Origin of the sequence: Phaeobacter sp. JH20_08 (assembly GCF_048056635.1) — a bacterium.
GTDB lineage: Bacteria > Pseudomonadota > Alphaproteobacteria > Rhodobacterales > Rhodobacteraceae > Phaeobacter > Phaeobacter bryozoorum.
On sequence record NZ_JAYMVV010000018.1, the window covers coordinates 459,257 to 474,968 of the forward strand.

At 61.2% G+C, this 15,712-nt stretch carries 12 protein-coding genes and 1 tRNA gene; 6 read left to right on the forward strand and 7 right to left on the reverse strand.

What is annotated here, in order from left to right; translation table 11 throughout:
* Window positions 1-12: 12 nt before the first annotated feature.
* Together VWY75_RS17715 and VWY75_RS17720 are read right to left on the reverse strand one after the other, a co-directional pair.
* On the reverse strand, window positions 13-1,164 hold the full coding sequence (locus VWY75_RS17715; protein WP_416540130.1) for an aminotransferase class I/II-fold pyridoxal phosphate-dependent enzyme: 1,152 nt from the start codon (window positions 1,162-1,164) through the stop codon (window positions 13-15).
* Window positions 1,157-1,903, reverse strand: coding sequence for a FadR/GntR family transcriptional regulator (locus VWY75_RS17720; RefSeq protein WP_416538801.1), 747 nt, complete (start codon window positions 1,901-1,903; stop codon window positions 1,157-1,159). Before VWY75_RS17720 ends, VWY75_RS17715 begins: the two co-directional genes overlap by 8 nt.
* A gap of 424 nt (window positions 1,904-2,327) precedes the next feature.
* On the opposite strand from VWY75_RS17720, the gene VWY75_RS17725 reads away from it, so the two are divergent.
* On the forward strand, window positions 2,328-3,503 hold the full coding sequence (locus VWY75_RS17725; RefSeq protein WP_416538802.1) for an MFS transporter: 1,176 nt from the start codon (window positions 2,328-2,330) through the stop codon (window positions 3,501-3,503).
* 197 nt (window positions 3,504-3,700) lie between these two features.
* On the opposite strand, the gene VWY75_RS17730 is transcribed toward VWY75_RS17725, so the two are convergent.
* The 5 genes from VWY75_RS17730 to pdxH form a co-directional block, all read right to left on the reverse strand.
* On the reverse strand, window positions 3,701-7,345 hold the full coding sequence (locus VWY75_RS17730; RefSeq protein ID WP_416538803.1) for a vitamin B12-dependent ribonucleotide reductase: 3,645 nt from the start codon (window positions 7,343-7,345) through the stop codon (window positions 3,701-3,703).
* An 806-nt stretch (window positions 7,346-8,151) separates the two neighbouring features.
* A tRNA-Pro gene (locus tag VWY75_RS17735) sits at window positions 8,152-8,228 on the reverse strand.
* 43 nt (window positions 8,229-8,271) lie between these two features.
* Entirely contained in the window at window positions 8,272-8,793 is a 522-nt protein-coding gene (locus VWY75_RS17740; protein ID WP_416541677.1) for a DUF192 domain-containing protein, read from the reverse strand.
* Window positions 8,794-8,797: 4 nt separating this feature from the next.
* Entirely contained in the window at window positions 8,798-9,334 is a 537-nt protein-coding gene (locus tag VWY75_RS17745; protein ID WP_340545682.1) for a cold-shock protein, read from the reverse strand.
* A 118-nt stretch (window positions 9,335-9,452) separates the two neighbouring features.
* Entirely contained in the window at window positions 9,453-10,058 is a 606-nt protein-coding gene (pdxH, locus tag VWY75_RS17750) for a pyridoxamine 5'-phosphate oxidase (RefSeq protein WP_340545683.1), read from the reverse strand.
* Between the two features lie 169 nt (window positions 10,059-10,227).
* Between pdxH and fabI the strand changes: the two genes are divergently transcribed.
* The 5 genes from fabI to VWY75_RS17775 all read left to right on the forward strand — a co-directional run bounded on the left by fabI (window position 10,228) and on the right by VWY75_RS17775 (window position 15,710).
* The gene (fabI, locus tag VWY75_RS17755; RefSeq protein ID WP_340545684.1) at window positions 10,228-11,046 is read left to right on the forward strand and encodes an enoyl-ACP reductase FabI; all 819 of its coding nucleotides are present in this window, start codon (window positions 10,228-10,230) and stop codon (window positions 11,044-11,046) included.
* Between the two features lie 97 nt (window positions 11,047-11,143).
* A complete protein-coding gene (locus VWY75_RS17760; protein ID WP_340545685.1) occupies window positions 11,144-11,758 on the forward strand; it encodes a LysE family translocator in 615 nt (204 codons plus the stop codon).
* Window positions 11,759-11,808: 50 nt separating this feature from the next.
* A complete protein-coding gene (gene gpt / locus VWY75_RS17765; RefSeq protein ID WP_340545686.1) occupies window positions 11,809-12,312 on the forward strand; it encodes a xanthine phosphoribosyltransferase in 504 nt (167 codons plus the stop codon).
* A gap of 207 nt (window positions 12,313-12,519) precedes the next feature.
* Window positions 12,520-13,710, forward strand: coding sequence for an aminotransferase (locus VWY75_RS17770; protein WP_416538805.1), 1,191 nt, complete (start codon window positions 12,520-12,522; stop codon window positions 13,708-13,710).
* A gap of 158 nt (window positions 13,711-13,868) precedes the next feature.
* Window positions 13,869-15,710: a SurA N-terminal domain-containing protein gene (locus VWY75_RS17775; protein ID WP_416538806.1), complete on the forward strand. Its 1,842-nt coding sequence runs from the start codon at window positions 13,869-13,871 to the stop codon at window positions 15,708-15,710.
* Window positions 15,711-15,712: the final 2 nt, after the last annotated feature.

Consider the following 15,712-nt stretch of genomic DNA (forward strand, 5'->3'; position numbering starts at 1 on the left):
CACACGGCCCTGTCAGACCGTGCTAGTCGCGAGGGCGGATGTGATATCCGCCCACAGGTCCTCGGCCTCCTCCAGCCCGAGGTTCAGCCGAACGAGGTTCGGCGAAACTCCAAAACGTTGCATCGAGTTCTCTTCGCCGATCTGCGCAAGCCCGACGCGGGCCGGCAGGATCAGGCTTTCAAATCCACCCCAGCTGACGCCCAGCCGGAAATGGGTCAGCGCGTTGGCAAATGCCGGGATATCCACGCTGTCATCAAATTCGACCGACATCAGACCGGACCGCCCGGTGAGACCCGGCACGTCGTTTGGGCCCGGAGAATGCACCCGGCGCACCTGCGGCAAGGCCGAAAGACGGTCGATAAAGAGCGTCGCCGTGGCCTCGTGCTGGCGCATCCGCACCGCCAGCGTGCGCAGGCCTCGGGTCAGCAGAAACGCCTCGAACGGCGCCAGCTTGCCACCCAGCAACGGCAACGTGAGATCACGGATCCGGTCGATATTCGCCTGCGAAGACACCACCACCCCCGCCACGGTATCGGAATGGCCGGAGATATATTTCGATGCTGAATGCAAAACGATATCAATGCCTTGGGTCAGGGGTTTTTGAAACACAGGGCTGGCCCAGGAATTGTCGATCATCGTCAGCACGCCATGCCGTTTTGCATGGGCTGCAACCTTCATGAGGTTCAGAGGCTGGAACACCACCGAGCTGGGGCTTTCCAGATAGGCCAGCCGCACGCCCTTGAGCAGGTCCGGCTCCTCTTCCAGCTGCTTCGGCGCGTAATAGTCGATTTCAACCCCAAAGGGCCGCAACAGCCGTTCCATGAAACGATAGCTGTCGGGGTAGACATGTTCGACGCAGGCAATCCTGTCACCCGGTTTCACAAAGGCAAGAAGCGTCGAGGAAATCGCCGCCATCCCGGAGGCAAATCCGCAGGCCGCCTCGCCCTGCTCGGCCTTGGCCATCAACCCCTCAAAAGCCGCCACCGTCGGGTTCTGGACCCGTGTGTATATCGCCGTATCGCTGCGCCCGGCCATGCGATCTTCAAACGCTTCGTAGCTGTCAAAACTGAACAGCGATGTCTGTACGATCGGCGGGGTGATCGCGCCGTTGCGATCCTCCAGAACAGCCGCCATCAACGTGGCCAGGCCCAGGTCCTCAGTCATCATGTCCCTCCACCATCGCCTGCATCGACTCGCGGATCTCCGCTTCGACCATGTCGAGAATGCGCTTCATCACTTTCATCGCCTCCTCCTCATTGCCCGCGACCACCGCTTCGGCCAGCGGCAGGTGCAGCGGGATCGAGGATTCCCCCAGATGCGGCTTGCCGAATGGCGCTTCGTAAACCTCGTTGAACCCATGCTGGATCTGCTGGATCAGCTGACCGAACAACGGGTTGCCGCAGGCCTCCTGCAGGGCTTCGTGAAACCGGTAATCGGAGGCGCGCCAGTCCTCTCCGGCACCGTGAATCGCGATCAGCTCGGTCACACGGCCCATGATGATACGGGCGCTTTGCGGGGTGATGTTGCGGGTTGCCAGGCGGACGGTTTCCAGTTCCAGCGGGCGCCGAACCGCATGGGTTCGCATAAGGCTCTCGGCCTCCAGCTTGACCATCACCGGCAGATGGATGGCATTTGACACCACCTCCGTCGCCAGTCGCGTCCCGGCCTTCTTGTTGCGGGTCACGATGCCCATGTTCTGCCAGGCGGTCAGCGCCTCGCGCACCTTGGACCGGCCTACGCCCAGCTGACGGGCGATCTCCACTTCTGGCGGCAGGCGATCGCCCACACCCAGCCCGTCAGCCTCGATCATGCGGATCAGCGCTTCAAGGACATCCCGGCTAGTGCTGCGCGCCGGAAGCGGCGCCATGTGATGGGATGTCTGGTTCGGATCACGCGCTGCCATGCTGTGCCTTTCATGCGATCTGGCGCTGGCCAGACCCGGTTCCTGTCACAGCATGGCAATAATGTCGGACATTATCAACAGTATTGTCGGACATTATATAAACACGCATATTCAATGCGTTATAAAGACATGTTAAGGCACCGCGCAGAGATCGAAGCCGGATCAGAACAGACGCTCTTGCCAATCAACAGGCCCCTGCCGACGTCGATTCGATCCATCTACCGCGCCGAATACGGCCCGAATAAACCACCCGGGCACCTGCCGCACATTGGGCCAAAACCGCTTGCACCGGCATTGAGTTCCAATCACTCTGCGAAAATCCTGGCGAGGATTTGTCAGCGCCAAGTGGTCCCGTCAGATGTCCCAAGCCGGTATGGGCCCGCCAGATTTGAGACCTCAGTTTCTACCGTAAAAAGGATTTCGCGTGCCCGTAACCAGCCCTCACCCGACCCGTCCGTCTTCCCGGTTCCGGCTACGCACGCCATGGCGCGCGGTTGCGGCGATGTTTGTGCTGAACGGCGCCCTGTTTGGGATCTGGGCGTCGCGCATCCCCGCCGTCGCCGACAGCCACGGGCTGACGCCCGGCGCGCTGGGGTTGCTGCTGTTGCTAATGGCCGCAGGCGCGATCCTCTCCTTTCCGCTTGCCGGACGGGCGGCAGATCGGATGGGGGCCGCCCATGTCACCCGCCGGGTGGCGCTGGCCTATGTCCTCGGGCTGGTGCTGCTGGCGCTGGCGCCGAGCCTGCCACTGCTGGCGGCCGCGCTCTTTGTCTTTGGTGCCGCCCATGGCAGCATGGACGTAGCGATGAACGCATGGGCAAGCGAGGTGGAGAAACGTGCCGGACGGCCGATGATGTCGTCCTTTCACGCGATGTTTAGCCTTGGGGCCGGGCTTGGTGCGCTGTCTGGCTACGGCGCGGCCTCCGTCGGGGCAGAAATCCCGTTGCATTTCCTGCTCGCCGGGGGGATCGCAGCGCTTCTGACGCTCTCTGTCGCACAGATCCCCTGGACTGCCGACCCCGCCCCCAAGAATCCGATGACAAAACCATCGCTTCTGCCCCGTGGACCGCTGGTTGCGGTGGGATTTGTCGCCTTTTGCGGGGCCGTTGGCGAAGGCGCGATGGCCGACTGGAGCGCGATCTTTCTGGTGCTGACGACGGGCGCCAGCGAAGCGGATGCCGCGCTTGGATTTGCCGTTTTCTCGGTCGCTATGGTGGCAATGCGGCTGATCGGCGATCTTGTGGTTGCGCGGCTTGGGGCCGTCAGCGCCGCGCGCATGGCCGGTGCCAGCGCCTGTCTTGGCGCATTGATCGCGGTGGTGTTTGGCAACTACGCTGCTGCCATGATTGGCTTTGCCCTGATGGGTATCGGCTATGCGCTGGTCATGCCGCTCGCCTTCAGCCGCGCGGCCAGTGATCCCGAACTGCCCGCGGGCGCTGCTATCGCCAGCGTCGCGACATTCGGCTACGGCGGCATTCTGATCGGCCCACCCATGATCGGCATTACCGCCGAGTTGCTGTCGCTGCCTGCCGCCTTTATGATCCTTGCAGCGCTTTCAACGTTTATCGTTATATTTTCAAGGGTTCTAAAACGCAGCTAAACCAAGCTCCGGACCCAAAAAAGAAAAAGGGAGGCGCTGTGGCCTCCCCCTCCCAGTTGCACGGATCAGGTGGTTCTTGTTACCGCCCGAGGTTGTTGCCTGTGTCCCGATCCGTGTCGGGGTGAGCGCACCCACCCCGGGTTTCCGACCGGCGCGACAGCATCGCCGCGACGGTCACAGTCCAATTCCATCAGCACTCAGCTACAGCCAGAGGTGCCGCCGCAGGTGTTGCATTTCATGCAGGTGCCATTGCGCACCAGCGTGTAATTTCCGCAATCGCCGCAGGCCTCGCCCTCGTAGCCCTGCATCTTGGCCTTGGTGCGGGCGTCCATGCCGCCGGACACGGCAGGCGCAACGGCTGATGTCTCAGGCACCAGCGACTGCAAGGCAGCGACCGGATCGCCCCCGATGTTGGCCAGCAGCTCGGTCTGCCCGCCCTGCAATACGACCAGTTCCTGCGGCAGACGCTTACGCAGATAGCCGGTGGAGGAAATCTGTTTCAGCACCTCCAGCGACCGCGTCGCAGCGGTTTCGCTCAGTTCCGAGAGATTGGAGACACCCTCTTCCTCGCCCCGGCCCAGATCGTCAAAGCTGGCGCCTTCCGGTTTGACATGCGCCAGATCGGTCCGATCGAGATAGCTGACCGCCAGCTCACGGAACACATAGTCCAGAATGGAGGTCGCATTCTTGATCGAGTCATTGCCCTGCACCATGCCCGCGGGCTCAAACTTGGTGAAGGTGAAGGCGTCGACAAACTCCTCCAGCGGCACGCCATATTGCAGGCCAACCGATACCGCGATGGCGAAATTGTTCATCATCGCCCGGAAACCGGCACCTTCCTTGTGCATGTCGATGAAGATCTCGCCAAGGTTGCCATCCTCATATTCGCCGGTGCGCAGGTACACTTTATGGCCCCCAACCACCGCCTTCTGGGTATAGCCCTTGCGGCGCTGAGGCATCTTGGTGCGATGCGATTTCACGATTTCCTTGATGACCACCTTCTCGACGATCTTCTCGGCAAGGGTGATGGCCTTTTCCTGCTGCGACCCGCTTTCGAGAATTTCGGCCGCCTCATCGTCGTCCTCAACCAGTGCCGCCGCCAGCGGCTGGCTCAGCTTGGAGCCGTCACGGTACAGCGCATTGGCCTTCACCCCCAGCGACCAGCTGAGTTCATAGGCCTTCTGGCAATCCTCAATGGTGGCGTCATTGGGCATGTTGATGGTCTTGGAGATTGCACCGGAGATAAAGCTCTGGGCTGCGGCCATCATCAGGATATGGCTATCAACCCCCAGATAACGCTTGCCTTTCTTGCCACAAGGATTGGCGCAATCAAAGATGTGATAGTGCTCTTCCTTCAGATGCGGCGCACCTTCCAGCGTCATGGATCCGCAGACATGGTCATTCGCCGCCTCGATATCGCGCTTGCTGAAGCCCAGATGGCGCAGCAGGTCAAAGGTCGGATCGTTCAGCTTAGTCGTCGGGATGCCCAGAACACCGGTGCAGAAATCCTCGCCCAGCGTCCACTGATTGAACACAAAGCGGATATCAAAGGCCGACTCCAGCGCCGCATCGACCTTCGCAAGCTCATTGGGGCCAAAGCCGTGACCGGCCAGCGAGGTGTGATTGATTCCCGGCGCATTGCCGATGGTGCCATGGCCCACGGCATAGGAGACGATCTCTTCGATCTGGGCCGGGGAATAGCCCAGCCCCTCCAGCGCGGCGGGGACCGAGCGGTTGATGATCTTGAAATAACCGCCGCCGGCCAGCTTCTTGAACTTCACCAGCGCAAAGTCCGGCTCGATCCCGGTGGTGTCGCAATCCATGACCAGGCCAATGGTGCCGGTTGGGGCCACCACGGTGGCCTGCGCATTGCGGAACCCGTGACGTTCGCCCAGCTCCAGCGCCTCGTCCCAGCTGCTCATCGCCAGTTCCGCCAGACGCGGGTCCGGGCAGTTGGCACTGTCAAGCGGCACCGGCTTCACGGCCAAGCCTTCGTAGCCGTCGACCGCGCCGTGCGCGGCTGCGCGATGGTTGCGGATCACCCGCAGCATGTCGCTTGCGTTCTGCTCGTAGCGGGCAAACGGCCCCAGCTCGGAGGCCATCTCGGCGGAGGTGGCATAGGACACGCCGGTCATGATCGCGGTCAGCGCACCGCAAAGCGCGCGCCCTTCGGCGCTGTCATAGCCGTAGCCCATGTTCATCAGCAGGCCGCCGATATTGGCATAGCCAAGACCCAGCGTGCGGAAATCATAGGAACGCTGCGCGATTTCCTTGGACGGGAACTGCGCCATCATCACCGAGATTTCCAGCGTCACCGTCCACAGACGGCAGGCGTGCATGTAATCCTCGGCCTGGAACACCCCGTCCTTGAGGAAGGTGAGCAGGTTCAGAGACGCGAGATTACAGGCGGTATCGTCCAGGAACATATATTCCGAACAAGGGTTTGAGCCGCGAATCTCACCGTCGGAGGGGCATGTGTGCCACTCGTTCACTGTGTCGTGGAACTGGATGCCCGGATCGGCGCAGGCCCAGGCCGCATGACCGACCTTTTCCCACAGATCCCGTGCCTTCACGGTTTTGGCGACCTTGCCATCGACCCGGTTGATCAGCTGCCAGTCGGCGTCCTTCTTCACCGCATGAAGGAAGGCGTTGGTGACCCGGATCGAGTTGTTGGAGTTCTGACCGGAAACCGAATTATAGGCGTCGCTGTCCCAGTCGGTGTCATAGGTCGGGAATTCAATCGAGGTATGCCCCTGCTTGGCATAGTCCAGCACGCGCTTCACATAGGTCTCGGGGATGGCGACCTTCTTGGCTTCGCGGATTGCCTTTTTCAGCCCATCGTTGACGGCCGGATCATAGGCGTCAGCCTCGGCCCCGTCCCAGCTGCGAATGGCCTCGAAGAGACCGTTCAGCATCTTCTCGTGCATCTTGGAGCCTGCGACGATGGAGGCCACCTTCTGCTCTTCGATCACTTTCCAGTCGATGAACTGTTCGATATCCGGGTGATCTGCATCGACGATCACCATCTTGGCGGCGCGACGGGTGGTGCCACCGGATTTGATCGCCCCGGCTGCCCGGTCACCGATCTTGAGGAAGCCCATCAGGCCAGAGGATTTGCCACCGCCGGACAGCGGTTCGCCTTCGCCGCGCAGGTGGCTGAAATTGGTGCCGGTGCCGGAGCCATATTTGAACAACCGCGCCTCACGAACCCAAAGATCCATGATGCCGCCGTCCTGCACCAGATCGTCAGAGACCGACTGGATAAAGCAGGCATGGGGCTGCGGGTGCTCATAGGCGCTGTCAGATTTGGTCAGCTGGCCGGTTTTGTAATCGACATAATGGTGCCCCTGTGCCGGGCCGTCGATGCCATAGGCCCAATGCAGACCGGTGTTGAACCACTGCGGGCTGTTCGGCGCGGCGCGTTGGGTCGCCAGCATATAGCGCATCTCGTCGAAATAGGCGCGCGCGTCTTCCTCGGTTGAGAAATAGCCGCCTTTCCAGCCCCAGTAGCACCAGGCGCCGGCCAGACGGTCGAACACCTGTTTGGAGGAGGTCTCGCCGCCAAATTCAACATCATCACCGGCCGGAACCGAGCGCCATAGGAACTCGGGCACGCCTTTTTCACGGAGCTTTTTCAGTTTGCTCGGGACACCGGCTTTACGGAAATATTTCTGCGCAATCACATCGCTGGCGACCTGGCTCCAGCCCGCCGGGACCTCGACGCCATCAAGACGGAACACAATGGTGCCGTCTGGATTGCGGATCTCCGACGTTGCAGGGACAAAGTCCAGATCGGCATATGCGTCCTGCCCAGATTTTGTAAATTTCCGTTCAATCTTCATGCCATCTGCCTCTTTTTTGCAGTCCCACTGTCACAAATCACGCCTTTTTGCCGACGCGTCTCTTCTCGTTCTTCGCCGCAAAACACCCTGCTGCGCACCTCACATAAGATGCGTGCCAGGGCCGAGGCCCCATATCCGCCAGCGCTAAATGCTTTGCTTGGTCTGGTGTAGCACCGGGTGAAATCCACCATATTTTGTGCTGCATCATCCGACGTACACAATTTGACGTATTCAGGCATATGGGGTCAACGGCATTTTTAGGCTTTCGTAACCATCTTTTTCGTTGACGATAGCTTAATGGTCTGCGGTCGATCACGAAGCTGCGATTCAGAGTTGATCACTTTACCTGGCACGGTCCCAAGAGCCCCATCCATCCGACGCGATAAATCCCCTTGCGGAGAGGGGCTTGCCGCATGTCACGCCGCAGCAACGGCAGCAGCGAACTCTTCTGAAACAGAAATCACTCAACCAGGCCGAGGGTTGAAAAAATGAAATACACGCCCTCCAGATAGAAGGCGTGCCGAGGTGTTTTTTTTCCCTGTTGGCACGAAGCGTAAAAGGAAATCGACGCCAACGCGCGTCAGTTGGTTAAGCAACCCTTAACAGACATAGCGAGACGCCTGATTTGGTCATAATTTGGAAACCAGTCCGAATCTCCTCAGCGAGCCCTCAGGGACTGAACAGCGCCCCTGCCCGTCCGCGGATGACGGATCTGCGCCCCCATCGGATCGGTCAGCTGGAACGCGAAACGCCAACAGCCCTGTGACAGGCATGTCGGCGTCTACGTCACATCCAGATGGATGAAATGGTCGGGGCGGCGAGATTCGAACTCACGACCCCCTGTACCCAAAACAGGTGCGCTACCAGACTGCGCCACGCCCCGGACCGTGCGCCTTCCTAGCGTTGCCGATCTGATTTGAAAAGCCCTAACAGGGCCAAATTGCGCCTGTCGTTGAAAAAACTTCATGGCGCAGCTGGGTGCCGACTGAAATCCCATAAAGCGCGGCAAGACCGCCGTTGATTTCCAGCACGGCATAGACGTTGTCACCACCCGGAATCGGCGTCAGGTCCCCGGGAATGGCGCGATGGTGAATATGGCGCACCGTGCCGCTGCTGTCGACAAACAGCATGTCCAGCGGAATGAGCGTATTCTTCATCCAGAAGCTGGCGCGCTGCGGCGCCTCATAGACAAACAACATGCCATTGCCACGCGCCATATGGGGCCGGTGCATCAACCCCTGCGCGCGTGTTTCTATGGTATCGGCGATTTCTACAGAGAACTGCGCCTGCCCCCAGGGGCCGCGCAGGCTGACCAGATCAGGGCGGCAGGCCTCTTCGGCCTGCACCGCCCCGGCCGCCACAATCGCAGCGACCGACATAATAGAGAGAGCGGCGGCTCTGGCTCCTGTTGTCATCCTGTCTGACAATCGGGTCCAGGCGTGCCGCATCACCTTAGTCCTGCTTTTCCAGAAGCGCCGCTTCCCAGGCCAGCACCTCGACCGCCATGCGGCCGCGTTTGCCGTCGATCACCCGCATCCCAAGCGCCTCGCCCGGTTGCAGTTCCGACAGACCCGACTGGCGCAGAACCTCAACATGAAGAAACACGTCTTCGTCGCGGCCAAACACATTGGCAAAACCAAAGCCCTTGCCTTTGTCGAACCATTTCACTCGCGCGGGTACCAGTGGCTCGGCGCTCAGCGTCTCGGCATCAATCTCAGCGAAATCGCTCAGAACCGGGCTGTCGTCGCGAACCGGCGGCGTGATCGACAGAACCTCCACCGCCTGGACGCCGCGTTCGGTGCGATGCGTTACCAGCTCAACCTCGGCCCCGTCGGCGATGGAGCTCTGACCGAAGTTACGCAACACATTCACGTGCAGCAGGATGTCCGGTCCGCCCTCATCGGAGACGACAAAGCCGAAACCTTTGGTTGGATCGAACCATTTCACCAGCCCGCGTATTTGCTGCAAACTGCTCAAGTCTTCTGCCACTGCTGTAGTCCACCGTATTCTTCAGTTTTTAACCAGTAGGTGATGCTCTATTCTCGGTTCTGAGTTCAAGCCAAAAACGGACACCAATATCACAATTCTGCTATTTTCCGATAGTGACCTAAGGGCACAACCGCTCCACGCTCCAAAGCGCTTCGGGTGTTTCGCGCCGCCAGACAAAGCGATCATGCAGACGAAACGCGCCATCGGCCCAGAACTCGATCTCAAGCGGCGTCAGACGGTAACCGCCCCAGAATGGCGGGCGCTCGGGATTTGACCCTTTGGTGGCTGTGACCTTGGCCACCTCCGCCATCAGAGCACCCCGGCTCGACAAGGGGCGCGACTGCGCCGAGGCCCAGGCCCCCAGCCGGCTCTTGAGGGACCGGGATTTATAATAGGCATCGGCCTGCGGGCCGTTCTCGCGACTGATGATCCCGCGCGCGCGCACCTGGCGTCGCAGCGATTTCCAATGCATGACAAACGCCGCCTTGCCAGCGCCATCCAGCTCCTGCGCCTTGGCGCTTTCGTAATTGGTATAAAAGACAAAGGCTGCGTCCTCGATCTCTTTCAGCAGGACCATCCGGCAATTGGGCAACCCATCGGCATCCACCGTCGACAACGCAATCGCATTGGGATCGTTGATCTCGCTCTCTTCCGCCTCGCTCAGCCAGCTGCGCGCGATGGCAAAGGGATCCTCCCCCGCAAAGATACCGCTGCGATCGGACATGGCGCACCTCTTGGACTGTTATTATATGGGTCTGGCTGGCGCGATAATGCGCATGGCTTTCAGCAACCTAGGCCGAGACAGGGCAAACGACAAGAGACAGCGCTCTTGAAGCGCCTCGCCTGACAGACTAAACGTCGTCTAATTCGAATATCACAGGCGGAGAACCTGCATGTCTAGTCAACTGATGGCCGGCAAACGTGGCCTCATCATGGGCCTTGCCAATGATAAATCCATCGCGTGGGGCATTGCCAAAGCCTGCGCCGACGCCGGCGCCGAGCTTGCGTTTTCCTACCAGGGCGATGCCCTGAAGAAACGCGTCGACCCGCTGGCGGCGCAGCTTGGCAGCGATATCGTCCTGCCCTGCGATGTGGCCGATGAGGGCTCCGTTGATGCGCTGTTTGCAGCGCTGGAAGAAAAATGGGGCAAACTGGACTTTCTGGTGCACGCCATCGGCTTTTCCGACAAGAACGAGCTGCGCGGTCGCTATGTCGACACCACCCGTGGCAACTTTCAGATGACCATGGATATCTCGGTCTACTCCTTCACATCGGTGATGCAGCGCGCCGAGAAGATGATGTCCGAGGGCGGCAGCGCGGTCACACTGACCTATTACGGCGCCGAACAGGTGATGCCACATTATAATGTCATGGGTGTCGCCAAGGCCGCGCTCGAAGCATCGGTCAAATACCTTGCCGAAGATCTGGGCAAGGACGGCATCCGCGTCAATGCGATCTCTGCCGGACCGATCAAGACGCTGGCCGCCTCGGGCATTGGTGATTTCCGCTACATCATGAAATGGAACGAATATAATTCGCCGCTGCGCCGCAACGTGACCATTGATGACGTGGGCAAATCCGCGCTTTATCTGCTGTCGGATCTGTCCTCCGGCGTGACCGGCGAGAATCTGCACGTGGATGCCGGCTATCACGTCGTCGGGATGAAGGCGGTTGACGCCCCTGACATCGATGCGGCAACCGGGCGCAAATAAACACGGGTCCAGCAGATGCTGCGCGCATCTGCACCACAGAGAATGACACAGCAGGCGCGCGGCCCACGCGCGCCTCTTCCAATGACAGGGACCCACCATGACACTCGCCGCTTTTACCGCTTCCGTCCTCCTGTGCCTGATGGCTGCCATCAGCCCTGGCCCAGCCGTTCTGATGGCTGCGCGCGTTGGCCTGGCCCATGGCTGGCGCAGTGGTCTGGCGCTGGCGATTGGCATCGGTGCGGGTGCGGTGTTCTGGGCCTCCGCCGCGCTCTTCGGGCTGAACCTGCTGTTTGACTATGCCCCCTTCCTGCTGACCCTGCTGAAAATCGGCGGCGCCATGTTCCTGATCTACATGGCCTGGAACATGTGGCGCCATGCCAGTGAACCGATGTCGCAGGACAGTGACGCACAATTGCCGCAGACTGCTTTTGCGGCCTTCCGTCTTGGGATCTTCACCCAGCTGGCCAACCCCAAGCCGGCCGCCTTTTTCGGCGCCGTTTTTGTCGGTACCGTACCCGAAGGCAGCAGCAGCCTGGCCCTTGCCGCGCTGCTCACCTGCATCTTTCTGGGTGAAGTCACTTGGAACACCCTCGTGGCCCGTATCTTCTCCTTTGAGAAAACGCGCCGCGGGTATATCAATCTGAAACATGTGATCGACCGGGTCTTTGGTGGTCTGCTGGCCGCCCTCGGCGTCAAGATCGCCGCCCTCTGAGGGCAGATGCACGATCCCGGACGCCAGACCCTAACAGGAGCATCAAAAAAATGACCGATCGTCTGCCTCATGAAAAAGGCTTTCATATTTCCTGGGACCAGCTGCACCGCGACAGCCGCGCACTGGCGTGGCGTCTGGACGGGCAAGGCCCCGACGAAGGCGCCTGGCGTGCCGTTGTCGCCATCACCCGTGGCGGCATGGCTCCGGCCATGATCGTCAGCCGCGAACTGGATATCCGCATCGTCGACACGATCGGGGTGAAATCCTATCATCATCAGGATCAGGGACAGGCGGAGGTGCTGAAAGCTCCCGACGCCGAACTGATGGGCAACGGTGAAGGCGTGCTGATCATCGACGATCTGGTCGACAGCGGCAAAACCCTGGAACTGGTGCGCCAGATGTATCCCAAGGCGCATTTTGCCACCGTCTATGCCAAACCCAAAGGTCGGCCGATGGTCGATACCTTCATCACCGAGGTGAGCCAGGACACCTGGATCTTCTTCCCCTGGGATATGGCGCTGCAATATGTCGAACCCTATCGCGGGACCGACTGATCATCGACTGACGGACCACCAACCGTCACACGACGCATGGAAAGACGCACCTTAGGGGGCGTCTTTTTTCGTTTCCGCGCCGGGGATCTGCTTGGATTTTTCCGGCGCAGGTCAAACCCCCTTGCAAAACCGGCGCAGTTGCGGCGGAGTGGCCAAAGCGCGCCATGGCTCTGGCCGGTGACGCGCCGACGCAAGACAGGACACCCGATGCCACAGGCCCGATTTCCCCACGCCCGCACCAAAGACACCTTTGTCTCGCCCATCGTCGATTCCCGGCGCTGGTTGGAGGGGCTGACCCTGCCTGCTGACATGCCGCTCCTCAATCTCAGTCAGGCGGCGCCTGCGGACCCGCCCCCCGAGGGGCTGCGCCGCGCCATCGCCGAGGCCGCCCTTGGCGACGACAGCAGCCACCTTTACGGGGCGGTACTGGGCCGGGACAGCCTGCGCGCCGCGCTCGCCGCAAAAATGGGCCGCCACTATGCGGCCGACCTCACGGCGGGTGATGTCGCAATCACCTCCGGCTGCAATCAGGCCTTTGCCGCGACCATCGCGGCGCTTTGTGGTGAGGGTGATCAGGTCATTCTCCCGACCCCCTGGTATTTCAATCACAAAATGTGGCTCGACATGCAGGGGGTCGAAACCTGCCCGCTGCCGGTCGGCGCAGCCATGCTGCCCTGCCCGGATGCCGCTGCAAAGCTGATCACCGACCGGACCCGCGCCATCGTTCTGGTCACACCGAACAATCCCTGCGGGGTCGAATATCCCGGCGGTCTGGTACAGCGGTTCTATGATCTTGCCCGTGCCCACGGTCTTGCCCTGATCGTGGATGAGACCTACCGCGACTTTGACAGCCGGGATGGCCCACCCCATGGGCTGTTTCAGGATCCCGGCTGGTCCGACACGCTGATCCACCTCTATTCTTTCTCCAAGGCCTATCGGCTCACCGGGCACCGGCTGGGTGCCGTGGCCGCGCATCGCGATCACCTGCAGGAGATGGAGAAGTTCCTCGACACGGTCACCATATGCCCGGCGCAGCTTGGTCAGGTCGGCGCGCTCTGGGGGCTGGAAAACCTCGACGACTGGCTCGCCGCAGAGCGTCAGGAACTGCTGCGCCGCCGCGCTGCCATCGAGTCCGGGTTTGCGCCGCTGGCGGCGCGTGGCTGGCAGCTGCTCGGTTGTGGCGCCTATTTCGCCTATGTGGCCCACCCGTTTGACCAGCACAGCGACCCGCTGGCCCGGCGTCTGGTAAAAGAGGCAGGTATCCTGATGCTACCCGGCAGCATGTTCACGCCCAAGGGTGATCCATCGGGCGCGCAGCAATTCCGCATCGCCTTTGCCAATGTCGACACATCCGGCATCTGGACCCTGTTCGACCGGCTGGCAAACTGGGCCCCGTGAGCTGAGGCCTCCGCAATCTCACCCTCTCACCCGCTCTGAACGCAGGCACAGATCAGTCGTCCCTTGCCCCTTTCAAGGTGGCAGCGTATTCAGAGCCTCGACATTTCAGCATTCCCGGCTGCCCCGTGCAGTCCGGCGACCGGCAATACGAGGACATCATGGCTGCAGGCATGAAAAAACTATCAAATACATTTGTCTGGATCCTGATGGGGATGCTGATCATCGGCCTCGCCGGCTTTGGTGCGGTCAATTTCACCGGATCGGTGAACTCGGTTGCGGTGGTCGGAGATCAGGAGGTCTCGGTCGATGACTACGCCCGCGAATTGCAGCGCGAACAGCGCGCGCTGGAGGCCCAGACCGGCCAGCGCATTCCTATCGCGCAGATGACAGCGCTTGGTCTTGATCGCGTGGTACTGGGACGGTTGATCGCCATCGCCGCACTCGATCAGGAAAGCAGCAATCTGGGCCTGTCCATCGGCGATCAGAACCTGTTCGACGAAATCAGCCGGATCCCGGCGTTCCAGGACGGCAGCGGCGCCTTCAATCGCGACACCTATCAATATGCGCTGGACAATATCGGCCTGAGCGAAGCCGCCTTCGAGGCCGACCTGCGTCGCGAATCCGCCCGCACCCTGGTGCAGGGTGCGATCATGGCAGGCACCGAAATGCCCGACACGCTGCGCGACACGCTCACCAGCTATGTCGGTGCCCGTCGCAGCTTTGATTGGCTGCCAGTCAGCCCCGACAGCATCGCCCTGACGGCCGTCGACCCCAGCGAAGAAGAGCTGCGCAGCTTCTATGAGGCGCATATCGACCGCTTCACCCTGCCCCGCACCAAGGTCATCACCTACGCCGCCCTGCGCCCCGATGCGCTGGTTGACGAAATCGAGATCGACGCCGCCGCGCTGGAACAGCTGTTCAACGAGCGCAGCGATGAATATCAGGTGCCCGAGCGCCGTCTGGTGGAACGTCTGGTCTTTGCCAACACCGAAGCGGCCGCCAGCGCCAAGGCGCAGCTCGACATCAATGGCAGCACCTTTGAAGCATTGGTCGCCGATCGCGGTCTCAGCCTGCAGGACGTGGATCTGGGCGATGTGACCATGGGCGACCTCGGCGGCGCCGGACAGGACGTCTTTGCCGCGCAGGTCGGCGATGTGGTTGGCCCGCTCGACAGCGATCTCGGCCCGGCCCTGTTCCGCGTCAATGGCCGTCTTGAGGCACGCGTGACCAGCCTTGATGATGTCAAGGACGAGCTGCGCGCCGAGCTGGCAACCGACCGCGCCCGCCGAGTGATCGAAACCCGCGCCGAGGACATCAACGACATGCTCGCCGGTGGTGCCACGCTGGAAGAGCTCGTCAACGAACCCGGCATGGAGCTGGGCAAGATCGACTGGCACAACGGCAGCACCGATGGCATCGCCGCCTATGACGGGTTCCGCACCGCCGCTGCCGCTGTCAGCACCGAAGATTTCCCCGAGGTCGACTTCCTCGAAGACGGCAGCCTCTTTGCCATCCGCCTGGATGAACAGCTTGAGCCACGCCCCGAACCCTTTGCAGAAGCTCAGGACAAACTGCGCGCCGCGTGGCAGGAGCAGCGCCTTCAGGATGCCACCGTCGCCGAAGCCGAGCGTCTGGCAGACCTGCTGAAGAGCGGCGATGCGCTGCCCGAGGGCGTTGAGCTTACATCCGAAACCGGCCTCACCCGCGCCGCCTATATCGACGCAGCCCCGCAGTCGCTGATGGCCAGAGTCTTTGATCTGGCCGAAGGCGAGGTCGCCGTGGTCAGCGATGAAAGTGCTACTGTTGTGGTGCGCCTCACCGAAACCCTGCCGGTGGCCGACACGCCTGAGATGGCTGCGCTGGCCGAGGCGATGGGCACCCAGCTGGATCAGGCGCTTGCTCAGGCCCTGTTCGAAGCCTTCGTGCAGGACGCCCAGACCCGCGCCGCGCCGCGCATCGACCCGCAGGCGCTCAATGCCGTGCAGGCCAACTTCCAGTAATC